Source organism: Aeromonas sp. RU39B (genome assembly GCF_900156095.1).
Lineage (GTDB): Bacteria > Pseudomonadota > Gammaproteobacteria > Enterobacterales > Aeromonadaceae > Aeromonas.
In genome coordinates, this window is the sequence record NZ_FTMJ01000002.1 from 85836 (window position 1) to 105286 (window position 19451).

At 59.6% G+C, this 19451-nt stretch carries 17 protein-coding genes; 8 read left to right on the forward strand and 9 right to left on the reverse strand.

Features of this window, described 5'->3' with window-relative positions; genetic code table 11:
* The first annotated feature begins 44 nt into the window (after positions 1–44).
* From BW958_RS03225 to BW958_RS03255, 7 genes are all read left to right on the forward strand, one after another.
* Positions 45–1676 (forward strand): methyl-accepting chemotaxis protein, encoded by a 1632-nt coding sequence (locus tag BW958_RS03225; protein WP_076574294.1) that lies wholly within the window; start codon positions 45–47, stop codon positions 1674–1676.
* A gap of 108 nt (positions 1677–1784) precedes the next feature.
* Complete coding sequence (locus BW958_RS03230) at positions 1785–2150, forward strand: DUF2750 domain-containing protein (protein WP_076574296.1); 366 nt, start codon at positions 1785–1787, stop codon at positions 2148–2150.
* Positions 2151–2328: 178 nt separating this feature from the next.
* Positions 2329–3471, forward strand: coding sequence for an FIST signal transduction protein (locus tag BW958_RS03235; RefSeq protein WP_076574298.1), 1143 nt, complete (start codon positions 2329–2331; stop codon positions 3469–3471).
* Entirely contained in the window at positions 3468–4907 is a 1440-nt protein-coding gene (locus BW958_RS03240) for an HD domain-containing phosphohydrolase (RefSeq protein ID WP_076574300.1), read from the forward strand. The genes BW958_RS03235 and BW958_RS03240 overlap by 4 nt, the downstream gene beginning before the upstream one ends.
* A 3-nt stretch (positions 4908–4910) precedes the next feature.
* Complete coding sequence (locus tag BW958_RS03245) at positions 4911–6500, forward strand: HD domain-containing phosphohydrolase (RefSeq protein ID WP_083687225.1); 1590 nt, start codon at positions 4911–4913, stop codon at positions 6498–6500.
* Positions 6501–6542: 42 nt separating this feature from the next.
* The gene (locus BW958_RS03250) at positions 6543–8921 is read left to right on the forward strand and encodes a DNA polymerase II (RefSeq protein WP_372628880.1); all 2379 of its coding nucleotides are present in this window, start codon (positions 6543–6545) and stop codon (positions 8919–8921) included.
* A gap of 59 nt (positions 8922–8980) precedes the next feature.
* A complete protein-coding gene (locus tag BW958_RS03255) occupies positions 8981–9391 on the forward strand; it encodes a hypothetical protein (protein ID WP_076574302.1) in 411 nt (136 codons plus the stop codon).
* A 6-nt stretch (positions 9392–9397) separates the two neighbouring features.
* Here BW958_RS03255 and BW958_RS03260 read toward each other — a convergent pair whose 3' ends face one another.
* Positions 9398–10285, reverse strand: coding sequence for a LysR family transcriptional regulator (locus BW958_RS03260; RefSeq protein ID WP_076574303.1), 888 nt, complete (start codon positions 10283–10285; stop codon positions 9398–9400).
* A 111-nt stretch (positions 10286–10396) separates the two neighbouring features.
* Here BW958_RS03260 and BW958_RS03265 point away from each other — a divergent pair, with 111 nt between their 5' ends.
* Positions 10397–10915 carry a phenolic acid decarboxylase gene (locus tag BW958_RS03265; RefSeq protein WP_076574304.1) on the forward strand — a complete coding sequence of 173 codons (519 nt, stop codon included), beginning with the start codon at positions 10397–10399 and terminating at the stop codon, positions 10913–10915.
* 61 nt (positions 10916–10976) lie between these two features.
* Here BW958_RS03265 and pbpG read toward each other — a convergent pair whose 3' ends face one another.
* The 8 genes from pbpG to nrfA all read right to left on the reverse strand — a co-directional run bounded on the left by pbpG (position 10977) and on the right by nrfA (position 19307).
* Complete coding sequence (pbpG, locus tag BW958_RS03270; RefSeq protein ID WP_076574305.1) at positions 10977–11861, reverse strand: D-alanyl-D-alanine endopeptidase; 885 nt, start codon at positions 11859–11861, stop codon at positions 10977–10979.
* Positions 11862–12022: 161 nt separating this feature from the next.
* Positions 12023–13126: a cytochrome c-type biogenesis protein CcmH gene (locus tag BW958_RS03275; protein ID WP_076574306.1), complete on the reverse strand. Its 1104-nt coding sequence runs from the start codon at positions 13124–13126 to the stop codon at positions 12023–12025.
* Positions 13123–13641: a DsbE family thiol:disulfide interchange protein gene (locus BW958_RS03280; RefSeq protein WP_076574307.1), complete on the reverse strand. Its 519-nt coding sequence runs from the start codon at positions 13639–13641 to the stop codon at positions 13123–13125. The genes BW958_RS03275 and BW958_RS03280 overlap by 4 nt, the downstream gene beginning before the upstream one ends.
* Positions 13629–15521 carry a heme lyase NrfEFG subunit NrfE gene (nrfE, locus tag BW958_RS03285; protein ID WP_076574308.1) on the reverse strand — a complete coding sequence of 631 codons (1893 nt, stop codon included), beginning with the start codon at positions 15519–15521 and terminating at the stop codon, positions 13629–13631. Before nrfE ends, BW958_RS03280 begins: the two co-directional genes overlap by 13 nt.
* 59 nt (positions 15522–15580) lie before the next feature.
* On the reverse strand, positions 15581–16534 hold the full coding sequence (nrfD, locus tag BW958_RS03290) for a cytochrome c nitrite reductase subunit NrfD (RefSeq protein ID WP_076574664.1): 954 nt from the start codon (positions 16532–16534) through the stop codon (positions 15581–15583).
* A complete protein-coding gene (locus tag BW958_RS03295; protein ID WP_076574309.1) occupies positions 16534–17274 on the reverse strand; it encodes a 4Fe-4S dicluster domain-containing protein in 741 nt (246 codons plus the stop codon). Before BW958_RS03295 ends, nrfD begins: the two co-directional genes overlap by 1 nt.
* The gene (gene nrfB, locus BW958_RS03300) at positions 17271–17840 is read right to left on the reverse strand and encodes a cytochrome c nitrite reductase pentaheme subunit (RefSeq protein WP_076574310.1); all 570 of its coding nucleotides are present in this window, start codon (positions 17838–17840) and stop codon (positions 17271–17273) included. The genes BW958_RS03295 and nrfB overlap by 4 nt, the downstream gene beginning before the upstream one ends.
* A gap of 51 nt (positions 17841–17891) precedes the next feature.
* Complete coding sequence (nrfA, locus tag BW958_RS03305; protein ID WP_076574311.1) at positions 17892–19307, reverse strand: ammonia-forming nitrite reductase cytochrome c552 subunit; 1416 nt, start codon at positions 19305–19307, stop codon at positions 17892–17894.
* Positions 19308–19451 lie beyond the last annotated feature (144 nt).

The window sequence follows — 19451 nt, forward strand, 5'->3', positions numbered from 1 at the left end:
CCTAGCGTCATAGGGATGCCCTTTAGCCGCAGGAGGAACTGACTGTGCTGAGTCATCTCTCTATTCGTCGCCGTTTGTTGCTTATCTCCCTGTTTATTGTGCTGGCGCTGGCCATGCTGACGCTTTTGTCGGCACGCAGTACTTATCAGGAGCTGCGTGCCGAAAAAGATGCCCAAACTCGTTATCAGGTCGAGACCGCCTGGAGTCTGGTCAGAGGCTACGCCGATCAGGTGACCGCCGGCACCCTGACCGATGAGGTTGCCAAGGCGCAGGCTCGTCAGGCGCTTAAGGGAATTCGTTACGGCAACAACGACTACTTCTGGGTCAATGATCTGAAGCCGGCCATGATCATGCACCCCATCAAGCCGGAACTCGATGGCAAGGATCTTTCGGCCGTGGCCGACCCATCCGGCAAGCACCTGTTTGTCGCTTTTGTCGAGGCGACAGCCAATGCGCCGCAAGGGGCTCATGTGGAATATCTCTGGCCCAAACCGGGCCACGACGCGCCGGTGGCCAAGGTATCGTTCGTCAAACGCTTTGCTCCCTGGGGCTGGATCATCGGCACCGGTGTATACATCGATGACATCGAGCAGCAATATCAGCGCACCCTGGCCAAACTGATCGCCTTCAGTGTCGGCGTGCTGGCGATACTGCTACTGCTGCTCGGCTGGTTGAGTCGTACTATCACTGCTCCTTTAACGATTACCACTCGCGCCTTATCCCATCTTGCCGATGGTGAGGGGGATCTGCGTCAGCGCTTGCCGTTGCAAGGTGGCGATGAGCTCTCCCGGTTATGTGGCAACTTCAACCGCTTTACCGGCCAGATGGCCACCTTGGTGCAGGAAGTGCAGCGCATCGCCGCAGGTAATGAGGCGGCGGCGCAACGCATGAGCGATGTGGCGCGCCAACATCACACACTGGCTAATGCCCAGGTCGCGGATACGGCAGAGGCGTCGCGTTCGGTCGCCAGCGTGACGGAGCACTGCGCCCAAATTGGCCAGCATGCCCAAGATGCTGCACAGTTGGCGACTCAGGCCATGACCATGGGCCACGAGGGGGCGCAGCTTATGCAGCGCAGTGATGCGGCGGTCAAGCGCCTGACCGAGCAGCTAACTCATTCGGTGCAGCAGGTGGAACAGTTGGGTGGCGACAGTCAGAGGATCGATAACGTGCTGGAGGTGATCCGCTCGATTGCCGAGCAGACCAATTTGCTGGCGCTCAATGCGGCCATTGAAGCGGCCCGCGCCGGTGAGCAGGGGCGAGGCTTTGCCGTGGTAGCCGACGAGGTGCGCACTCTGGCCAACCGCACTCATGCCTCGACCGATGAGATTCGTACCCTTATCGTCAACGTGCAGCAGGGTAGCCGGCAGGTCAGTGAGCAGATCAGCCAGTTGCAGCAACTGAGCGATGAGACCGCGCGCCTGACCTTGGCGGTGGGGGAGGTGATCGAGCGCATAACCACCGTGGTGGATAAGATGGGTGGCATGAATGACGCTGTCGCCAGTGCGGCAAGCGAGCAGACCCGTGAGGTGGACGGAATCAACCGCCATATGGAGACTATTGCCGGGGCTGCCCACCGGGCACTGGAGCACAATCTCCAGACCGAGCAATCGGCGGGTGAGCTCACTACGCTCAGCCATCAACTCTCGACCCTGGTCAGTCGTTACCAGACCTGACCAGGTGTGGGGTTTTTTGCCATCAATGCTTGAGTCCTGCCGGCTTTTGGGAGACCATTTACCCCCATCTGCCGGCCTTGGCATATGCCAATAGAATAGAGAGACCCCATGAGTAAACTGACCGAAAACCTCGACGCCAACTTTGAACTCTTCGTTGAAGAGGTGCGTGACACGGGTCAACTGTGGGGCTTGCGTTACGGTGAGGATTGGGTGGTTTGCCAATCTGCCGAGTTTGAAGATGCCGATGTCATGCCGCTGTGGTCCAATGAAGAAGATGCCCGCCAGCATTGTGCTGAAGAGTGGGCCGACTACGAGCCGGATGTGATTGATTTGGAAGAGTTCCTTGATGTGTGGGTCAGCGATCTGGACGAAGACGAAGTGCTGATCGGCCCGAACTGGAACAGCGATCTGGAAGGGCGTGAAGTCGAGCCCATCGAACTTGCCAAGGCGCTGGTCGATATCGGCGAAGAGTAATTTCACTAAACATGACAAAGAGCCACCCGAGCGGGTGGCTTTTTTGTTTTTAGTGGTTGTCGGCGCAATCGAAATAACAATCATGTGATTAATATCCTGTCTTGCTGCGCTGTCACTTTCCCTTTTGCTGAATTCAGTTGAGACTCCATAGAGTGAGAACATGGCTGCGGGAGGGACGATGGGCGATGCACTGGGAGCCCGCTATTTTCAGGCTGACGATGCCGGGCTTGTGCCCTGGCTGGAGAGTCGGGCCGAGGCGAATCTGTTTTGTCTGATGGCTGAGCGCGATCGCGTCATTTTGCCTGCCTTGCAACAAGCGTGCAGAGCGCACCATATCGCGCTGCATGGCGCTATCTTCCCGGCTTTAATCAACCAGCAGGGGGTTGAACCGAGCGGCATCTGGCTGTGCCCCGAGCCTCGGGCGCAGCATCGACTGGTTGTGTTTGACCGTGCTCAGGGGGTTGAAGGGCAGGTTCGCTTACTCGAAGAGGCTATCCATGCGCTGCTTGCGAACTGGCCGGATGCCGCCCATCGCCCCTGCTTACGGCTTATCTTTGACGGCCAGCTCCCCCGCGTAGGCTCTCTGGTCGATAGGCTCTACCTCACCTTTGCAGATCGGGTCCGTTATGTCGGGGCCTGCGCTGGGAGCGAGACCTTTGCGCCGATTGACTGCCTGTTTGATACGACCAGCGCCATGGGGAATGGGGTGGTGTGTAGCGTATTGCCAGCGCAAAACTGTCAGGCGCTGCCCCATGGTTATCGCATATCTGATCGGCAGATGCTGCTGACCAGTCACACTGGCAACTGCATCAATCAAATTGACTGGCGGCCGGCCTTCGAGGTGTATCAATCCCTGGCAGAGCAGTTGTGTGACACCCCCATCAGTGCCGAAACCTTTTATCAGGTGGCGGTGCATATGCCCTTTGGGGTGCTGCGTCTCGATCAGGAGCCAGTGGTGCGCATTCCGGTGCAACTCGATGCCAACGGAGCCATCCACTGTGCAGGTGAAGTGCCGGACCACGCCATTTTGACGCTACTCGAAGGGCCACCGGCCAATCTTGAGCTGGCCAGGTCTCTGCACATGAGCGCATTGCCTGCTGCCACCGAGCTGGCACTGTTTTACTGCGCCGGCCGCTATCAACACTTGGGCGATGCGGCTAACGCCGAGCTGCAAGCCTTGTGGCGAGAGAGCGGCGTGCAGCAGCTCTATGGGGCGCTTTCGCTTGGCGAAATCGGGGAGCGCTCGGCCGGCCAGGTGCCGCTGTTTCATAACGGCGCCATCACCTGCTTTACCATGAGCCATCAGCAGGAGAGGGCATGAATCAAACTCAGGCGTTGGCCGTCGTATGCGATTTGGCTCTCTCCATCGGTCGGGAAAATACCCTGGATGCCTTGCTTGGCAATGCGCTGCAGCGCTTTTTGTTTCACAGCGGCTGCCCGGTTGGCATGGTATTAAAACGCTGCGACGAGGTGGACTGGTTGGTCTGCAAGGTGGTGGGAGATCATGTGCTGGCAAGGCAATGTGACCAAACCATGACGCTGCCAACCGAGTTGCAGAGGGAAGGTCACTATACGGTAACCACCCCTCTTCGACTGCACACCGTGCGCCATTATGGTTATGCCTTGCGTCTTGAAATTGATGACGAATACCTGTTGCTCCTGCTTAGCGAGCAGGCGGTGTCCCACTCCTTGCCCCTGTGTCAGATCTTCAAACCGGTGCTCGGTAATTTAGGGCAGGCGATCCGGCTTTGCCGTGACAGTGAACAGTTGGCCACTCGCCGCGAGCAGGAGCTGCGCAGCATGCGGCGGTTCAACGAGTCCTTGCTGCACGCCATTCCCATCCCGGTCTTTTACAAAGACATGTCACAGCGTTTTATCGCCTGTAATCCGGCATTTTCGTCGCTGCTGGATCTGGATATCAGCGATATACGCGGTCGCACGGCTGGCGAACTCTGGCCCGATGCCTGCAGTCAGCCCTTGATTGCGCAAGAGCAGTTACTGCTGTCGCAAGGGGTGGCGCAGCAGCGGGAGTGTCAGGTCTGCAACCGGGCCGGTGACAAGCGCAAGATCATCTATTTCTGTGATCTGTTTTATGACCCGCGAGGTCAGCGTGCAGGTCTCATTGGGGCGTTTGTCGATATCACCGAGATCCGCGACGGGGAAGCTCGTCAGCGTGAGCTGCTGGCCGACAGTGTCAGCGCCCTGTCTACCGCCATGCTGCACCGGGATCGCAGCACGGCAGGTCATGAGCAACGGGTCAGTGATCTGGCCATCGCCATTGGCAAGGCCATGAACCTCGATGCCGACCGGCTTGAGGGTCTGAAACTGGCGGCCATGGTGCACGATATCGGCCTTATCCAGGTACCGGCCGAAATCATCACCCGCCCGCGCAGGCTCAGCGAGTGTGAGTTCGCGCTTATCAAGCTGCACAGTGAGGCCGGTTACGACATTCTCAAAGATATCCATTTCCCTTGGCCGCTGGCCGATATCGCACTGCAACATCACGAGAATATCGATGGCAGTGGCTATCCTCATGGGCTTAAAGGTGACGAGATTTTGCTCGAGGCGCGCATTATCCGGGTGGCAGATTCCATTGATGCCATGCTCTCCCATCGGCCGTTTCGGCGCTGCTACACTCTTGACCATGCCTTAAGTGAGCTGTGCCGCTATAAAGGCTCGCGCTATGACCCGCAGGTGGTCGATGTCTGTCAGGCCCTGTTTGCCGCAGGTTTCTCGTTTAACGACCGGATGGAGTGATTCATGGCCAATGACGCGCCTGCCATTGAGTGTGACCTTGCATCTTGCAGTGTCTTGCAGCGGCTGCCAGTGGGGCTGCTGGCTCAGTTTATCGAGCAGTTGCCGTTTCAGGTGATCCTCAAAGATTGCGACTCCCGTTATATCGCCTGTAATCGCACCTTGGTGAGCCTGCTTGGCCGCGAGCCGCAAGAGATGATTGGCATCACTGATATGGACCTGTTTCCGGCGCCGTTGGCTGAGCGCTATCGACGTGATGACCTGACCGTGATGCAGCAGCATAAAACCCTGCAGCTGGAGGAGCCACTGCAGCTAGGGGAGCAGACTATCTGGCTTCATACCACCAAGTTTCCGCTCTACGGTGAACAGGGCGAGGTGGTGGGGGTGGGGGTATTTTTCGAAGAGGTGACGGATCGTAAAAACCTCTCCAGCGATTACCAGCGTCGCACCTGGGCGCTGGAGGCGATGAGCCAGTGCAACCATTCGCTGGTGGCTGCGGGCAGTGAGAGTGAGTTGCTATACGGGGTGTGCGAAGCGCTGGTGTTGCACGATCGCTACCGTCTGGCGCTGGTGGGGTGGGCTAAGGATGATGAGGACCGACGTGTCGAGCTGGTGGCCGCCGCCGGCCCGGTACGCGACTACGTCAAAGGGCTGCAGCTCTCCTGGGGTGATGTACCACAAGGGCAGGGTCCGGTTGGCCGTTGCTTGCGCGAGCGGCAGATCATCAATACCCCAAATTTTGTCGATAGCTCGCGTACACTCGCCTGGCACGACACCGTGCTGGCGCTGGGGTTGGCGTCGGTGCTGGCTCTGCCACTGACTCGCGCCGATGGCACGGCGGGCGTGCTGGCCCTCTATGCCGATGTGCCGAATGCCTTTGGTAAAGAGGAAGAGGCGCTGTTTGCCGAGCTGGCGAGCAACCTGATGTATGGCTTGCAGGCCCGTCAGACCCAAGCTGATTATGCGGCCTCACTGCTGGCCCAGACCTTGGCCGCCCGGCAACAGGAGCAAGCCCTGTGCGAGGCGCTGGGCGCCATCGCGGCGGTGCTGGAACAGCGCGATCCCTATACGGCGGGTCACCAGACCCACGTCGCCGAGCTCGCCGAGCTCATTGGCAAAGAGCTCGGACTCGATACCGAGCGACTGCGGGTGATTTATCTCAGTGCCATCGTGCACGATCTGGGCAAAATCCAGGTGCCGGTCGAGATCCTGACCAAGCCCGGGCGTTTGACCTCCATCGAATTTGCCCTGATCAAGCAGCACCCGGAAGTGGGGTATGAGATCCTAAAGGGCATTCCCTTTCCCTGGCCGATAGCCGAGATCATTAGGCAGCATCATGAATATCTCGATGGCTCCGGTTATCCGCAGGGGCTTAAAGGCGAGCAGATCCTGCTGGAGTCGCGCATCTTGACCGTGGCCGATATTGTCGAGTCCATGTCGTCGGATCGTCCCTACCGTCCGGCTTTGGGCATCGACGAAGCGCGCATCCAGATAGCGCAGATGCGCGGCGAAAAGCTTGACCCCGTGGTGGTGGATGCCTGTCTGCGGGTTCTGGATCGCGGTGAATTTGAGCCGCATCTGTTGCAGCTCGAGTAGTCGGCTTGCCGCCCGGTACTGTACAAACGTACAATGCCGGCCATGAATCCATCAGATACTCTTCCTGCCGACCTGCCCGGCGAAGGATTTATCCTCACCCGGCATGCTCGCGACCATGGCGGTCATACCGAACTGGTGTTGTGGCTTTGGAGCCGCAGCGGACCGGTGCGTTTGGTGATCCGCGATCAGGAGCCCCTGTTTTTTGTCCCCGACAGCGAGCGGGACGACGCGATGACGCTGTTTCGCGCCCACGGTATGCGTGGACGGGTGCGCCGCCTGCCGCTGCAAACCTTTGATGGCCGCGCTGTGGCTGGCGTCTATTTCTCTACCCTGGCGGCTTTTCACAAGGCGGTCGAGCTGCTGCTTATCAAGGGCATTGAGCACTTCGAAGCCGATATTCGCCTCGCCGAACGCTATCTGATGGAGCGTTTTATCACTGCTGGCGTGCGCTTTGAGGGGCCCAGCAAACGGCGCGCTGGTTATTGGGAAGTCAGTGACGGGCGCTGCGCCCCGGCCGAGGTGACGCCGGATCTCTCCTGGGTATCGCTCGATGTGGAGTGTGCCATGGATGGGGCGCTCTTCTCGGTGGGACTATCGAGTCCACTTGATGAACGAGTGATCATGATTGGCGAGCCGGAAGAGAGCGCGACACCGGTTGAGTGGGTGGACGACGAGCCGGCGCTGCTCAGTGCGCTCGAGCGCTGGTTCCAGCGTTTCGACCCGGATGTGGTAATCGGTTGGAACGTGGTCAATTTTGACTTTCGCCTGCTGCTGCGCCGGGCCGATCTCTATCGGCGCCGGCTGCGCCTTGGACGAGCCCGTGAGCCAGCCTTTTGGCGCGCTTCGCGTCAAGACCCCCAAAGTGGCAATGTAACGCTGCCCGGGCGTATGGTGCTGGACGGGGTGGATACCCTGAAAAGTGCCACCTGGCAGTTTCCCAGTTTTAGCCTCGATGCGGTGGCCAGTGAACTGCTGGGTCGTGGCAAGGATATCGATGATGTGGCCAACCGGGGCCAAAAGATCACCGAGCTGTTTCACTCCGACAAGGGGCGACTGGCGCGTTATAACCTCGAAGATTGCCGCTTGGTGCACGAGATCTTTGCCCACTGTGATCTGCTGGCGTTTGCCATTGAGCGGGCTTCGCTGACCGGCCTTGAGCTTGACCGGGTCGGTGGCTCGGTGGCGGCGTTTACTAACCTCTATCTGCCGCGACTGCATCGGGGCGGCTATGTTGCCCCCAATCTGCCGCAAGGAGGCGGGTTGGCCAGCCCTGGCGGCTATGTGATGGATTCCAGTCCCGGCCTTTATCGTCATGTGCTGGTGCTCGATTTTAAGAGCCTTTATCCAAGCATCATTCGCACCTTTCGCATCGATCCCATGGGCTTGGTGGAGGGGCTGCGCCACCCTGAGCAGGCGATCCCCGGCTTTCGTGGCGCGCTGTTCTCCCGCGAGCGGCACTTCTTGCCGGCCCTGATCGAAGGGCTGTGGCAGGCCCGTGACCGGGCCAAGGCGGCGGCCAATAAGCCGCTCTCCCAGGCTATCAAGATCATCATGAACTCCTTTTACGGCGTACTCGGCTCAGGTGGGTGCCGCTTTTACGATCCGCGCCTGGCAAGCTCCATCACCTTGCGCGGACACGGCATCATGCAGACCACCCGCGAATGGATTGAGGCACAGGGCTATAAGGTGATTTATGGCGATACCGATTCGACCTTTGTGCATTTGGGCCGGGAGGTGGGCAGTGCTGAGGCAGACCGGATTGGCCATGAGCTAGCCAGTCGCATCAATTTACAGTGGCAGGAGAAAATTCGCGCCGAATTTGACCTCGAGAGCGCCCTTGAGATCCAGTACGAAACCCATTATCGCCGCTTTTTGATGCCGACCATTCGCGGTCTCGACAAGGGGAGCAAGAAACGATATGCGGGCCTGGTGGGCGAGGGGGAGAGTGAGCGGCTGGTATTCAAGGGGTTGGAGACGGTGCGCACCGACTGGACCGAGCTTGCCAAGGCCTTTCAAAGTGAGCTGTTTAATCTGGTGTTTCACGACAAGGATCCGGCGGCGCTGGTACGTGATACGGTCGATGCCACCCGCCGTGGTGAGCGTGACAGCCAACTGGTTTATCGCAAGAGATTGCGCCAACAGCTTGAAGAATATCAAAAAAATATTCCGCCCCATGTGCGGGCCGCGCGTCTTGCCGATGATGAAAATCGCCGCCGTGGTCTGCCGCTACGCTATCAGCATCGTGGCAGTATCGCCTATCTGATGACGAGCAACGGCCCCGAGCCACTCGAATACCGGCGCAGTGCCATCGATTATGAGCACTATGTTGAGCGGCAGTTGAGGCCGATTGCCGATGCCATTTTGCCGTTTGTCGGTGAGTCATTTGACCGGATTTGTGGTCAGCAACTCGATCTGTTTTGATCTGTTTTTTCCTTCATCCGGCATATGATACGCAGGTGACCGGATAAGAAGGAGCCGTTGTGCCTTACCTTCAATTTGCTTCCCACGGCAGTTATCGCCTGAGCTATCAAGATGGCGTGCTCTATTACGCCGTCAACGGCTGCTTCAACTTCGAGGGTGTCAGCCGCTGGCGAGATGACATCTTGATGCTGCTCGACAAGGTGGGCCACGCCCCGTTTTGTGTGCTGGTGGACTTGACCCGTTACGATGGGATGACCCAGGATGCGCTGCCGATTGTCAATGAGGTCAACGAGTGCTTTAACCAGCGCCAGCTGGTTGCCAAAGGCTATCTGTGCGCCTCTCGCGTCAAATTCGACATGCTTTATGGCCAGACTCCGGCTATCTCATCCCAGCGCGGCATCATGTTTCGCACTCTCGAAGAGGCCAGGCTGCGTTTGACCGGACTACTTGCCAACGCGCAGCCTGCCTGATGGTCTTTATGCGTTTTCTGCCGTCGGCTCTTCGGCCAGCAGACGAGCCAGCAGTGAGACGGCCGGATCGCTGCGCTGACTGTCATCGGCAAAATGCAGGCCAAGCGCAATCAAGCGACTGGCGCCGCTGGCCAGCGGCAGCGCCTTGAGCGTGCCTTGCACCAAATCCTGCGCCATCAGTCCTCGTGGCAACCATCCGTAGCAGAGCCCCTGGCGCACCGCTTCCAACGCGGTCTCCATAGTATTCATGCGCCACAGCCGTCCCTCATCCGGGCCGGGCTGACTCTCGGTGCTGCGGATTTCACAGCGCAGATGACGGGATAGCGCCAGGTAATCAAGCGGGGCAGGCTCGCTAAAGAGTGGGTGATCGGCATGCGCCACGGCCAGCAGTTCAACGCTTAGCAGCGGGTCGCTCTGACGCGGATCTTGAGCATTGTTCATCAGGATCGCCAAGTCGTAGCTGGCGTGACCTTGTGGCTCTTTTATCTGGCGCACGGTCTCTTGCAGGCTCACCTCCACGTGGGGGTAGTGCTCGGCTAATTCGTGCAGGGCGTAAAACAGACGCTGTTTGGGAAACAGGCAGTCCACATGCAGTCGGATGCGCGAGGCCCCCCCCTGCGCCATCGCCTTGGCGCGCCGCTCAAGCTGCAGCATGCCATCAAGCAGCGGTGTCACGTCGGCCAGCAAAAAGGCACCGGCGTCTGTGAGTACGGCTCGGCGTCCTTTCAGGTCGAGCAGCGGCAGCCCCAAACTCTCTTGCAGGCGGCTGACGGCATAGCTGATGGCCGATTGGCTGCGGTGCAGGGTCTCTGCAGCTTGGCTGAAGCCGCCCTGCTCAACGATGCAGCGCAGCACCGCCCACTGCTCAAGGCTGGTACGGGGAAGTGGATTCATACACAGGGTTCCATATATCTAATTATTGAATCTTTAATCACTAAAAAAGCGACTTTTAATGCAGTTTATTAGATATAGACTGGTTTCGTCACCCAATAAGAGGAATCTGTGATGACTGATCTGTTTGCCTCTACCCAGCCGGAGACGCTGACTGACTTCATTGGCCGCCACGTTATCTATACCTATGACAACGGTTGGCAGTACGAAATCTATATCAAAAACGAGCGCACGCTCGATTATCGTATCCACTCCGGCATGGTGGGTGGCCGCTGGGTGCGTGATCAGCTGGCCCACATCGTTCGCCTAAGCCCCAGCGTGTGCAAGATCTCTTGGGACGAACCGACCGGTACGACGGTGAGCATTGCGCTGAACATCGAAGAGAAGAAACTGCACGGCGTCATCTTCTTCCCGCAGTGGATTGCTCAAGATCCGGTCAAGACAGTGTGCTTCCAAAACGAGCATATCGACCGCATGCTGGCACTGCGTGACGCTGGTCCCACCTATCCCAAGCTGGTGATCGACGAGTTTGCCACCGTAACCTTTATGGAGCAGTGCGGTGCCAATGACGAGAGCGTGATCGCTTGTGCGCCGTCCGAGCTGCCGGCCGGTTACGCCGATCGCCGCAACTGATGCACTGGCAGTTGATGCGTGAAGGCCGCCTCGAGGGCGGCCTTTTGCTTACTGGGGAAACTCAGTTGCGCGCCAGATTGATGCGCCCCGAGCTCTCCAGCCAGCTGCGAATACGTTTGGCATCGGCCACCCGGGCGTCGGTGGTGTCAGCACCAAGCAGAACCATAATCACCGGTTGACTGCTGACCTTGGTTTCCATCACCAGGCAGCGGCCGGCTTCACGAATGTAACCGGTCTTGGAGAGGTTGAACTCCCATTCCCCTTCGCGTACCAGACGATTGGAGTTGCGATAGTGCAGGGTGGTACGTCCGGTGAAGACCTGGCGCTCGGTATCGGTGGAGTATTGGCGAATAAGCGGATAATTAGCGGCCGCTGCCACCATCTTGGCCAGATCGTGGGCAGTCGAGACGTTGCGCGGGGTGAGGCCGGTGCTGTCATAAAAGTGGGTATCCCACATGCCGAGCATGCGGGCTTTGGCGTTCATCGCCTCAACAAAAGCAGGCTTGCCACCCGGATAGTGACGACCCAGTGCCGAGGCCGCGCGGTTTTCCGAGGACATCAAGGCAATGTGCAGCATGTCGGCGCGGCTCAGGCGCGAGCCCACCGCCAGCCGTGAGCCGGTTCCTTTGAGGCGATCCACGTCAGCATCGCCCACGGTGAGTGTTTCGTTAAGTCGCAACCCCGAGTCGAGTACCACCATGGCGGTCATCAGTTTGGTGATAGACGCAATCGGTAACACCTGATTGGCATTGCGCTCCGAGAGAATCTCGCCGGTGCGGTGATTGGCCACCACAAACGAGGCCGAATTGAGCGACGGATTCGCGCGCGAGGAGAGCATTTCACTGGACGACGGGGTCTGCAGGAATGAATTAGCCAGCGCTGGCTGCATGCCGACAGGCAGCATCAGAGCGCCGATCAGCAGGGAAAAAAGAGGACGTATCATCATTTCGGATTACCGCACAAAATACTGGGAATGCACACACATGAAGTTATAAGACGGCTTTTGTCGCTTAACAACCCACTCTGCCTTGAAATGTTTGCCAGAGCGCAATGGTGATGCCGGTCTATCACGTCCGCGCTGTGTGGAGAGCGAGACGGGCGCTCACTCTACCGCTGCGTGCTTCCCTTGTCATCCACTGTGGGCGTTTTTATCGCCAGAGTGGGAGCCAGTTGGCGGGCGACCTGCAACGCCCGGATCACCGCTTCCCGATCAAGGCGTGGGCGGTTGTCATCGAGCAGTTGTTGCCACAGGCTGGCGGCCTCGGCATAGCGAGCATTGAGAAAATGATCGGATGCCAGCAGCATCAGGGCCGTGACCTCTTTCGAATCTTGTGCCAGCGCCTGTTTAAGCTCGCGGTGAGCGGCCGGGGTCAACTGCTGCCCCGCCTGATAATACAAGACAGTGGCGCGCGCAGCATGGGTCGCGGCGCTGGTTTCGCCTTCCAGCTCGGCCAGTCGTTGATAGGCCCAGAGTGACTCGTTAAAACGGTTTTGATAGAGCAGCCACTGGGCGAGCTCGGCCCAGGCATCGCGATCGCGTACATTGGCCTTAATGCGCTGGCGAAGGCGCTCCCCGGCGGCGCTTTTCAGGGCATCGCCCGACAGCGCCAGCAACGGGTCTGGATTGGCTTGCCAATGGCGCCACTGGCCATAATGGCCAAGCGCAGGATAAAGCAGTAGCGCCGAGGTGAGTGAGGCCAGCAACATCACTCGCCACAGCCAGCGGGGCGGGGTGGGCGTGTTCTCAGCGCTGGCTACTGGCAGCGGATCCATGACTGGCTGAGCAGGTTCCGCATCCTGCCGCTTATCGGTTGTATGCCGGTGGGTACGGCTGGCGAGCCACAGACCGCCTAGCACCAATAGCAAGGGCGGCGCGCCCCACAGCAGCCAGGTGGTGGGGTTAAGCGCAGGGCGGTAGCTGATAAATTGGCCGTAGCGGGCAATCAGCGCCTCTTCAATGGTCTTATCCGATTCGCCGGCCGTCACCCGCTGGAGCACTTCGCTGCGCAGATCGCGCGCCAGCGGCGAGTTAGATTCCACCAGATTCTGGTTTTCACAGGCCGGGCAACGCAGCCGCTCGATCAGTTGGCTGGCGCGGCGCGCGTCGTTAGCGCTTAGCGCAGATTCACTCACACTCTGGCTGTGCGCTGTCTGAAGCGGCGCCATAAACAGCGAGAGTGCTAGCAGTAAGTTGCTCAAGCTCACCTTCATGGCGTGGTCTCCTTTAGCAAAGGAGCAAAGCGCGATTGCCAGATTGTTTCGGTCAGCACGCCGCTGTGGCGCGCCAGCAAGGTGCCATCGGCACCCACCAGCCAGGTTTCTGGCGTGCCGATCACCCCAAGTGCCAGCGAAAATGCACCGTGACCATCATCGAGCACCAGCTCATAAGGGTTGCCAGCCTGCTCGAGCCAGGCTTGGGCGGCTGCCGGTTTATCCCGGTAATTGAGCCCAACGATGGGCAGCTTGCCGGCTAGCGTGGTCAACAGTGGATGCTCATTGCGGCAGTTGGCGCACCAGCTGGCCCAGACGTTGAGCAAAAAAGGTCGGCCGCGCAGGATGCGGGTATCAAGGGATTTTCCCTCCAGCGTGGTGAGGGTAAGGGAGGGCAAGGTGCGGCCAATGCCCACCTTGTCGTGACCATCCCCTGCCGGTGTCAGCGATTGCCAAAGCAGCAAGACGATACCTAACGCCACCCCAAGCGGCAGCCAGCGCATCAGTGGGCGCATGCTGCCTCCTGCGCTGCGCTGCGCCGGCGCCTGCATGCCGGCAGCAATCCGGCCAGCGCCAGCAGTGCGCCGCCGAGCCAAAGCCAGCTTGCTCCCGGCTTGTAGGCAATACGCAGGGCGATGCGCTGACCCTGTTTATCACCCGGCACCACATAGAGATCGCCGCGGGCCAGGCGCAGCAATCCCACCTCGTTCATCTGCATGGTGCGCACGCTGTAAAAGCGCTTCTCCGCCCATGTCCGGCCAAGTTCACGGCCATCACGACGCACAATAAGGTGGTAGCGCTCGGCGCTGTAGTTCGGGCCCAGCTCGGCGCTGATATCCGTAAGCTCGAGCTGATAATCGCCGATGAGGGTGTGTTCACCTACAGAGAGCAACTGGTCGCGCTGCTGGGTATAACCGGCGAGCTGGCTGGCGCCGAGCACTGCAATGGCCACCGCCAAATGGGCCAGATGCATGGTCAGATGGTAACGGCCGTCGCGCCAGAGGGCATACAGGGTGACGACCGCGAGCCACATGGCCAGCAAGCTGGCCAGTGCCGGTAGCGGAGCAAGTGGCATGGGATGCTGCAGGTTAAGCCACAAGGCCGGCGGCACTGCCAACAGCAGGCTTCGCAGCAGCCCAGTCCAGGGCGCCAGCGGGTGATCGCCGCGCTGCCAGCACAGCCAAGGCAGCCAGATTAAAAGTGCCATGGCCAGCAGCACCAGCGGCACAAACAGGGCATTGAAATAGGGTGGACCGACCGAGATGGCGCCCCATCCCCAGAAGGCGTAGAGCAGGGGATAAAAGGTGCCGATGAGCACCACGGCGGCCGCCAGCAGCGGCAGGCCAATGGCACAGGCTAGGGCAGTTTCGCGCGACCGCCAGCCAAAACGAACGCGCTCAAAGGTCAGCTGCCCGCGCCATCCATATAAAAGCAGGCCGCCGCCGAGCACGGCGCCCAGCAAGATAAGCAGGGAGTGGCCCCGCTCACTGTCGATGGCAAACGCATGCACCGAGCTCATCACGCCGGCGCGCACCATGAAGGTACCGAGCAGGCTCATGGCAAATGTGAGCAGAGCCAGCAGCAAAATGGCGTGGCCGTAGATGCTGCGCCGCTCAAACGCAGCCAGAGCGTGCAAGAGGGCGGTGCCGAGCAGCCAAGGCAGCAGGGAGGCGTTTTCCACCGGGTCCCAGAACCACCAGCCACCCCAACCGAGTTCGTGATAAGCCCACCAGGCACCGAGTGCAATCCCGGCCGTGAGCCAGCCCCAGGCACTGCGAGCAAGCGGTCGCCAAGTTTGTACCAATGTGCTGTCGAGTCGGCGCTCCCACAAGGCGGTGACCGCCAGGGCAAAGCTGGCGGCAAAGCCCACGTAGCCCAGATAGAGCAGCGGTGGATGGAGGATCAGCGCCACATCTTGCAGCATCGGATTGAGATCACGCCCCTCAAACGGCGGCGGAAACTGGCGGGCAAACGGATTGCTATAGATCAGTAAAAACAGCAGCAGCACCAGACCCAGCCAGCCCATGATGCTTTGCGCGCGCGCCCGGGTGACCAAAGGTTGATGGAGGGCGCCAAGACGCACACTCCAAAGCTGCAGGGCAAAGATAAAAAAGAGCAGCGATCCTTCATGTCCGCCCCAGACGGCGGCCAGCTTGAAGGGAAGCGGCAGCCGGCTGTTGCTGTGCTGCGCCACATAGCTCAGGGTCAAATCGTTGTGGGCAAAGCTCAATGCGAGCAGTAGCAGCGCGCCGCCGCTCAATAGCACACAGAGCCAGGCCAACCTGTTGGCAAGGTGGCTGGCGCCAAGACGGGCCGATAACCAGGGCAGAGCGCCCTGACACAGGGAGAGAAGCGTGGCTAATAACAGGCAGAGCAGCGCAAACTCGGGCAACATGCGAGGCTAGGTCCAAGATGGCGGGGAGAGACTCCCCGCCGGTTTAAACAGCACGCTCATCACGCCACCGTCATCTGGCCGGCATAGAGGATGAAATAGCGCAGTAGCAGGATGCCGGTGAGACTGCAGCAGCACACCAGCAGCAACTTGCCGCGGCCATGTCCCGGCAGACGACCGAGCAGCAACGGTGCGGCCAGACCGATGCCCACCACCCCCAACCAGAAGACGCCGGACCAAAAACCACCACCGAGGGCGCTCATCAGGGCCACCATCTTCTGACCGTCGCCAAACCACAAGCCGGTGAAAAAGCAGACCAGTAACAGGGCTTCGATAAGTACCAGCGGAGTCTCGAAGCGGTGCAGAAAATGCACTGTAGGATCATCAGAGGGCGTCTTGAACGCCGTGACCGCCAGTAAAATCGAACTGGCGACTCCTGAGCTTAACCCCGAGACCAGAAACAGCACCGGCAGCACCGGGTTGTTGAGCATCGGATAGCTTTTGAGCGCCGACAGCAAAAAACCGGTGTAGGCGCCAAGCAGCACGGCAAGCAGTAGCAGCAGCGGCTCCACCAGCTTGTCCAGCCGTGGCAGGGCAGCTAGCAGGGTATCCACCCAGACGAGTTTCCCCGGCAAGAAACGTGCTCGCAGCATCGTCAACTCTCTGGCAAACACGCCGCCGAGCCAGACAAACAGCACCGCCATATAGACCTGAAACAGCATGACCCCCATCGACATCACCGAGTCAAACTGATAGTGGAACATCAGCTTCCAGAAGGTCCACGGGCGGGCCAGGTGGAATATCAGGATCAGCAGCCCGAGGATCACCGAGCCCGGCCCCAAGATAGCCACGGCCTTGAGCACACCGCTCTGGCTCGCCTGCGCCTTGAGCACCTTTTGCTTGAGCAGCACGGCGAAGGTCACGCTCCCGGCCGAGATCCCGAGCAGGAACAAATAGATGGCGATCGGCCAGTCCCACACCAGCGATGGAAAGTGGAACGGATCGGCTGGCAGCATCATGATTTCACCTCCCCGTTGAGCGTCCCGTTCACATAACCGGCGGGTACGCCGTCACGCCCGATCTCGAGCTCTTCACCGCTGCCGGATGCCGCGACCCGATACATCTTGGGCGAGGTGCCCAGATGGGATTTGGCGCGGTAAGTCGGCTGTGTGGCCAGTTTCTGGTTGATGGCGCTGTGCGGATCATCCAGATCGCCAAAGGTCAGTGCCTGGGTCGGGCAGGCTTCCACGCAGGCGGGGAGCTTGCCACGGGCCAGATTGGTGTGCAGACAGAAATCGCACTTGTCGGCGACCCGGGTTTGCGGATTGATAAAGCGCACCCGGTAGGGGCAGGCGGCGATGCAATATTGGCAGCCGACGCAGAGATCGGCATTGACATCGACAATCCCGGTAGCCGCATCCACGTGAGAGGCGCCGGTCGGACAGACATGTACACAGGGTGCGTTATCGCAGTGCTGGCAGGAGTGGCGATAGAAGTGGTAACGGGCTTCGGGGAAGGTACCGATGGGGCCCTTGCGCACGATCTGCAGACGCGACACCCCGTTAGGCACCTTGTTGACCTCGCGGCAGGCATCCATGCAGGCTGTACAGCCAATACAGGCCGTCTCATCGTGCAGCATCCCCAGCCGCTTGCCGTTGACCATCATGCTGGCTGCCAGGCTGTGCACCGGTCCTGTCATCATGATGAGGGCGCCGGCCCCCATCCCGGTCAGGAAACCGCGGCGAGAGCAGCTCATGGGGCCTCCTTGTCGCTCGCCTCAGCCTCGTTGGCCAGTTTGGCGGCGTGCTGCTTGCCGTGACAATCCACACACAGACCGATGCGAGCCTTGTCGCTGATGCCGACCATGGGCTCCTTGGCAATATGCAGTTCATGGCAACTGGTACAGGCCAGCTTGGTGGCGTGCACATCATGGGCCCAGAAGGCTTCACGCAGCGGTTTGGGCTCGTGGCAGCTCAGGCACACGCCATTTTTCTGATCAAGGGGCATGCTGGCGTCGGCAAAGTTCATCACATCCTTCACCCCTTCACGGTGACGGGGCGAAGGCTTGCCGTGGCAGTTGGTACAGGTCACCGGCCCCAGGTTGTTGGGGTTGGTCGCCTTGGCGTGCTTGCCGTGCATCCCTTCGCTCTCTTTTTTGTGGCATTGGGTGCAGGCGTAGTCGGGATTACGCTGGGGCAGCACATCGCTCTGGCTCGTCGTCGTGGCGCTCGCAGTGGTGGCCTCTTCGGCCCGAAGGGCCGGGCTGCCGAGCACCGAGCACAGGGCCAGCGGCAGCAGGAAACGTGAAAGCAGTGTCATCATTTTATCTCATCCCACCGGTTGGCTGCCGGCCCTTGCGAGCCGGCAGGTGACTTACTGGGCCAGTCGGCCCGCCGCTTTGGCCTGTTCGTCCCAGGCCGGTACCGTGGTTTTGAGGAATTGCTGCTTGTCGGAGATGAACTTCTGCATGTCCATACCCAGAGCGGCCTGCGCTTTCTCCTTGGTGCTGATATCCGGCAGCGGAATCTCGCCGGTAATGCCCTTGGTCGCGAGCAGGCGGGCGAGCTGGGTGCGGGCATCGGCCGCCTTGTCCAGTGCCGTACCAAGGACCTTCAGACCCACTTCAGGTGCGTGCATGTGGATGCCGTGGGAGGCAATCGCGTAATCCCAGCGCCATTGGGCGTGACGGATGTCCTGCAAGATGGGCTTCATCTGCTCTTCGGTAGCGCCGGCATCCCAGGCCGCCTTGGCTTCAAAGTGAGCGTGCACCAGTTGGCGCTCGACTTTCAGCTTGAGCTCATGCACCGCATCTTTGCGCTCTTGAACCACTGCTTGCAGGGCTTGTTTGCTCTGGGTGTGGCAGTTAGCGCAGGTTTGTTCGAATCTATCGAACGGATTGCCGACCTTGTGATCGGTATAGAGCTTGCCATCGGCGCCGCGCACCTTGGGCATGTGGCAATCGACACAACCGACATTGTTCTTGCCGTGGATGCCGGCGCGCCAGGTTTCATACTCGGGGTGCTGCGCCTTGAGCATGGGCGTCTTGGAGAGGCCATGTACCCAGTCAGCAAAGCCGAGCTTGTCGTAATAGCGCTCCATATCGTCCACTGAGGTACCCTCATCCCACGGGAATTTCACCGACTTGGTGGGGGCCTTGAAGTAGTATTCGACGTGGCACTGGCCGCACACCTGCGCTTGCTGATCGAAGCGGCCCTGTTTTTCAAATGGCATATGGATGGCGTCCATGGCCCGGCTGGCATAGGGACGTGACAGATGCAGGGCCGGTTTGCCCTCTTTGAACGCCTTGCTGCCAGTATCGTGGCAGTCGGCGCAGCCGATGGTATTGACGATTTCAGGGCCGCCCTTGGCCCACATGCCCTTGAAGTAGGCATCTTCCCCCTGACTGTCGATCACGCGCGCAACGTCCGGGCTCTTGCAGCTCCAGCACGCCATCGGCAGCGGGCCATCTTCCGCAGTTTTGGGGGCGCCGGTACGCAGGGTTTCGCGCACATCGGTCAGGGCGTAGTAGTGACCACGCGGCTTGTTGTAATCCTTGGAGAAGGGGTAGCCGGCCCACATCACCACCATGTTGGGATCGTCTGCCAGCGCATCGGTGCGTTCGCTGCTTTCGCTGGTTTTCTTCCACGACTCGTATTGGCTCGCATGCTCTTTGGCAAACTGTTCGTTGCGTGCCTCGACCTCGGCCATCGTTTGTCCTGCCCACAGCACACCTGTCAGCAGAACGCCCAGGGTTAACCCCATGTTCTTGATTGCTGATCCCACGATCATCACTCCCAGAAGATGGCCTCTGTCAGTGAGCAGGGGCCTTTGTTGTCATGAATGGACAACCGCAATGTCCATTTGCTCATCGGGGATAATATGAAATGAATAATTCAAATGGCTATTTGTCGGAGCAAAACTTGTTCTGGATCA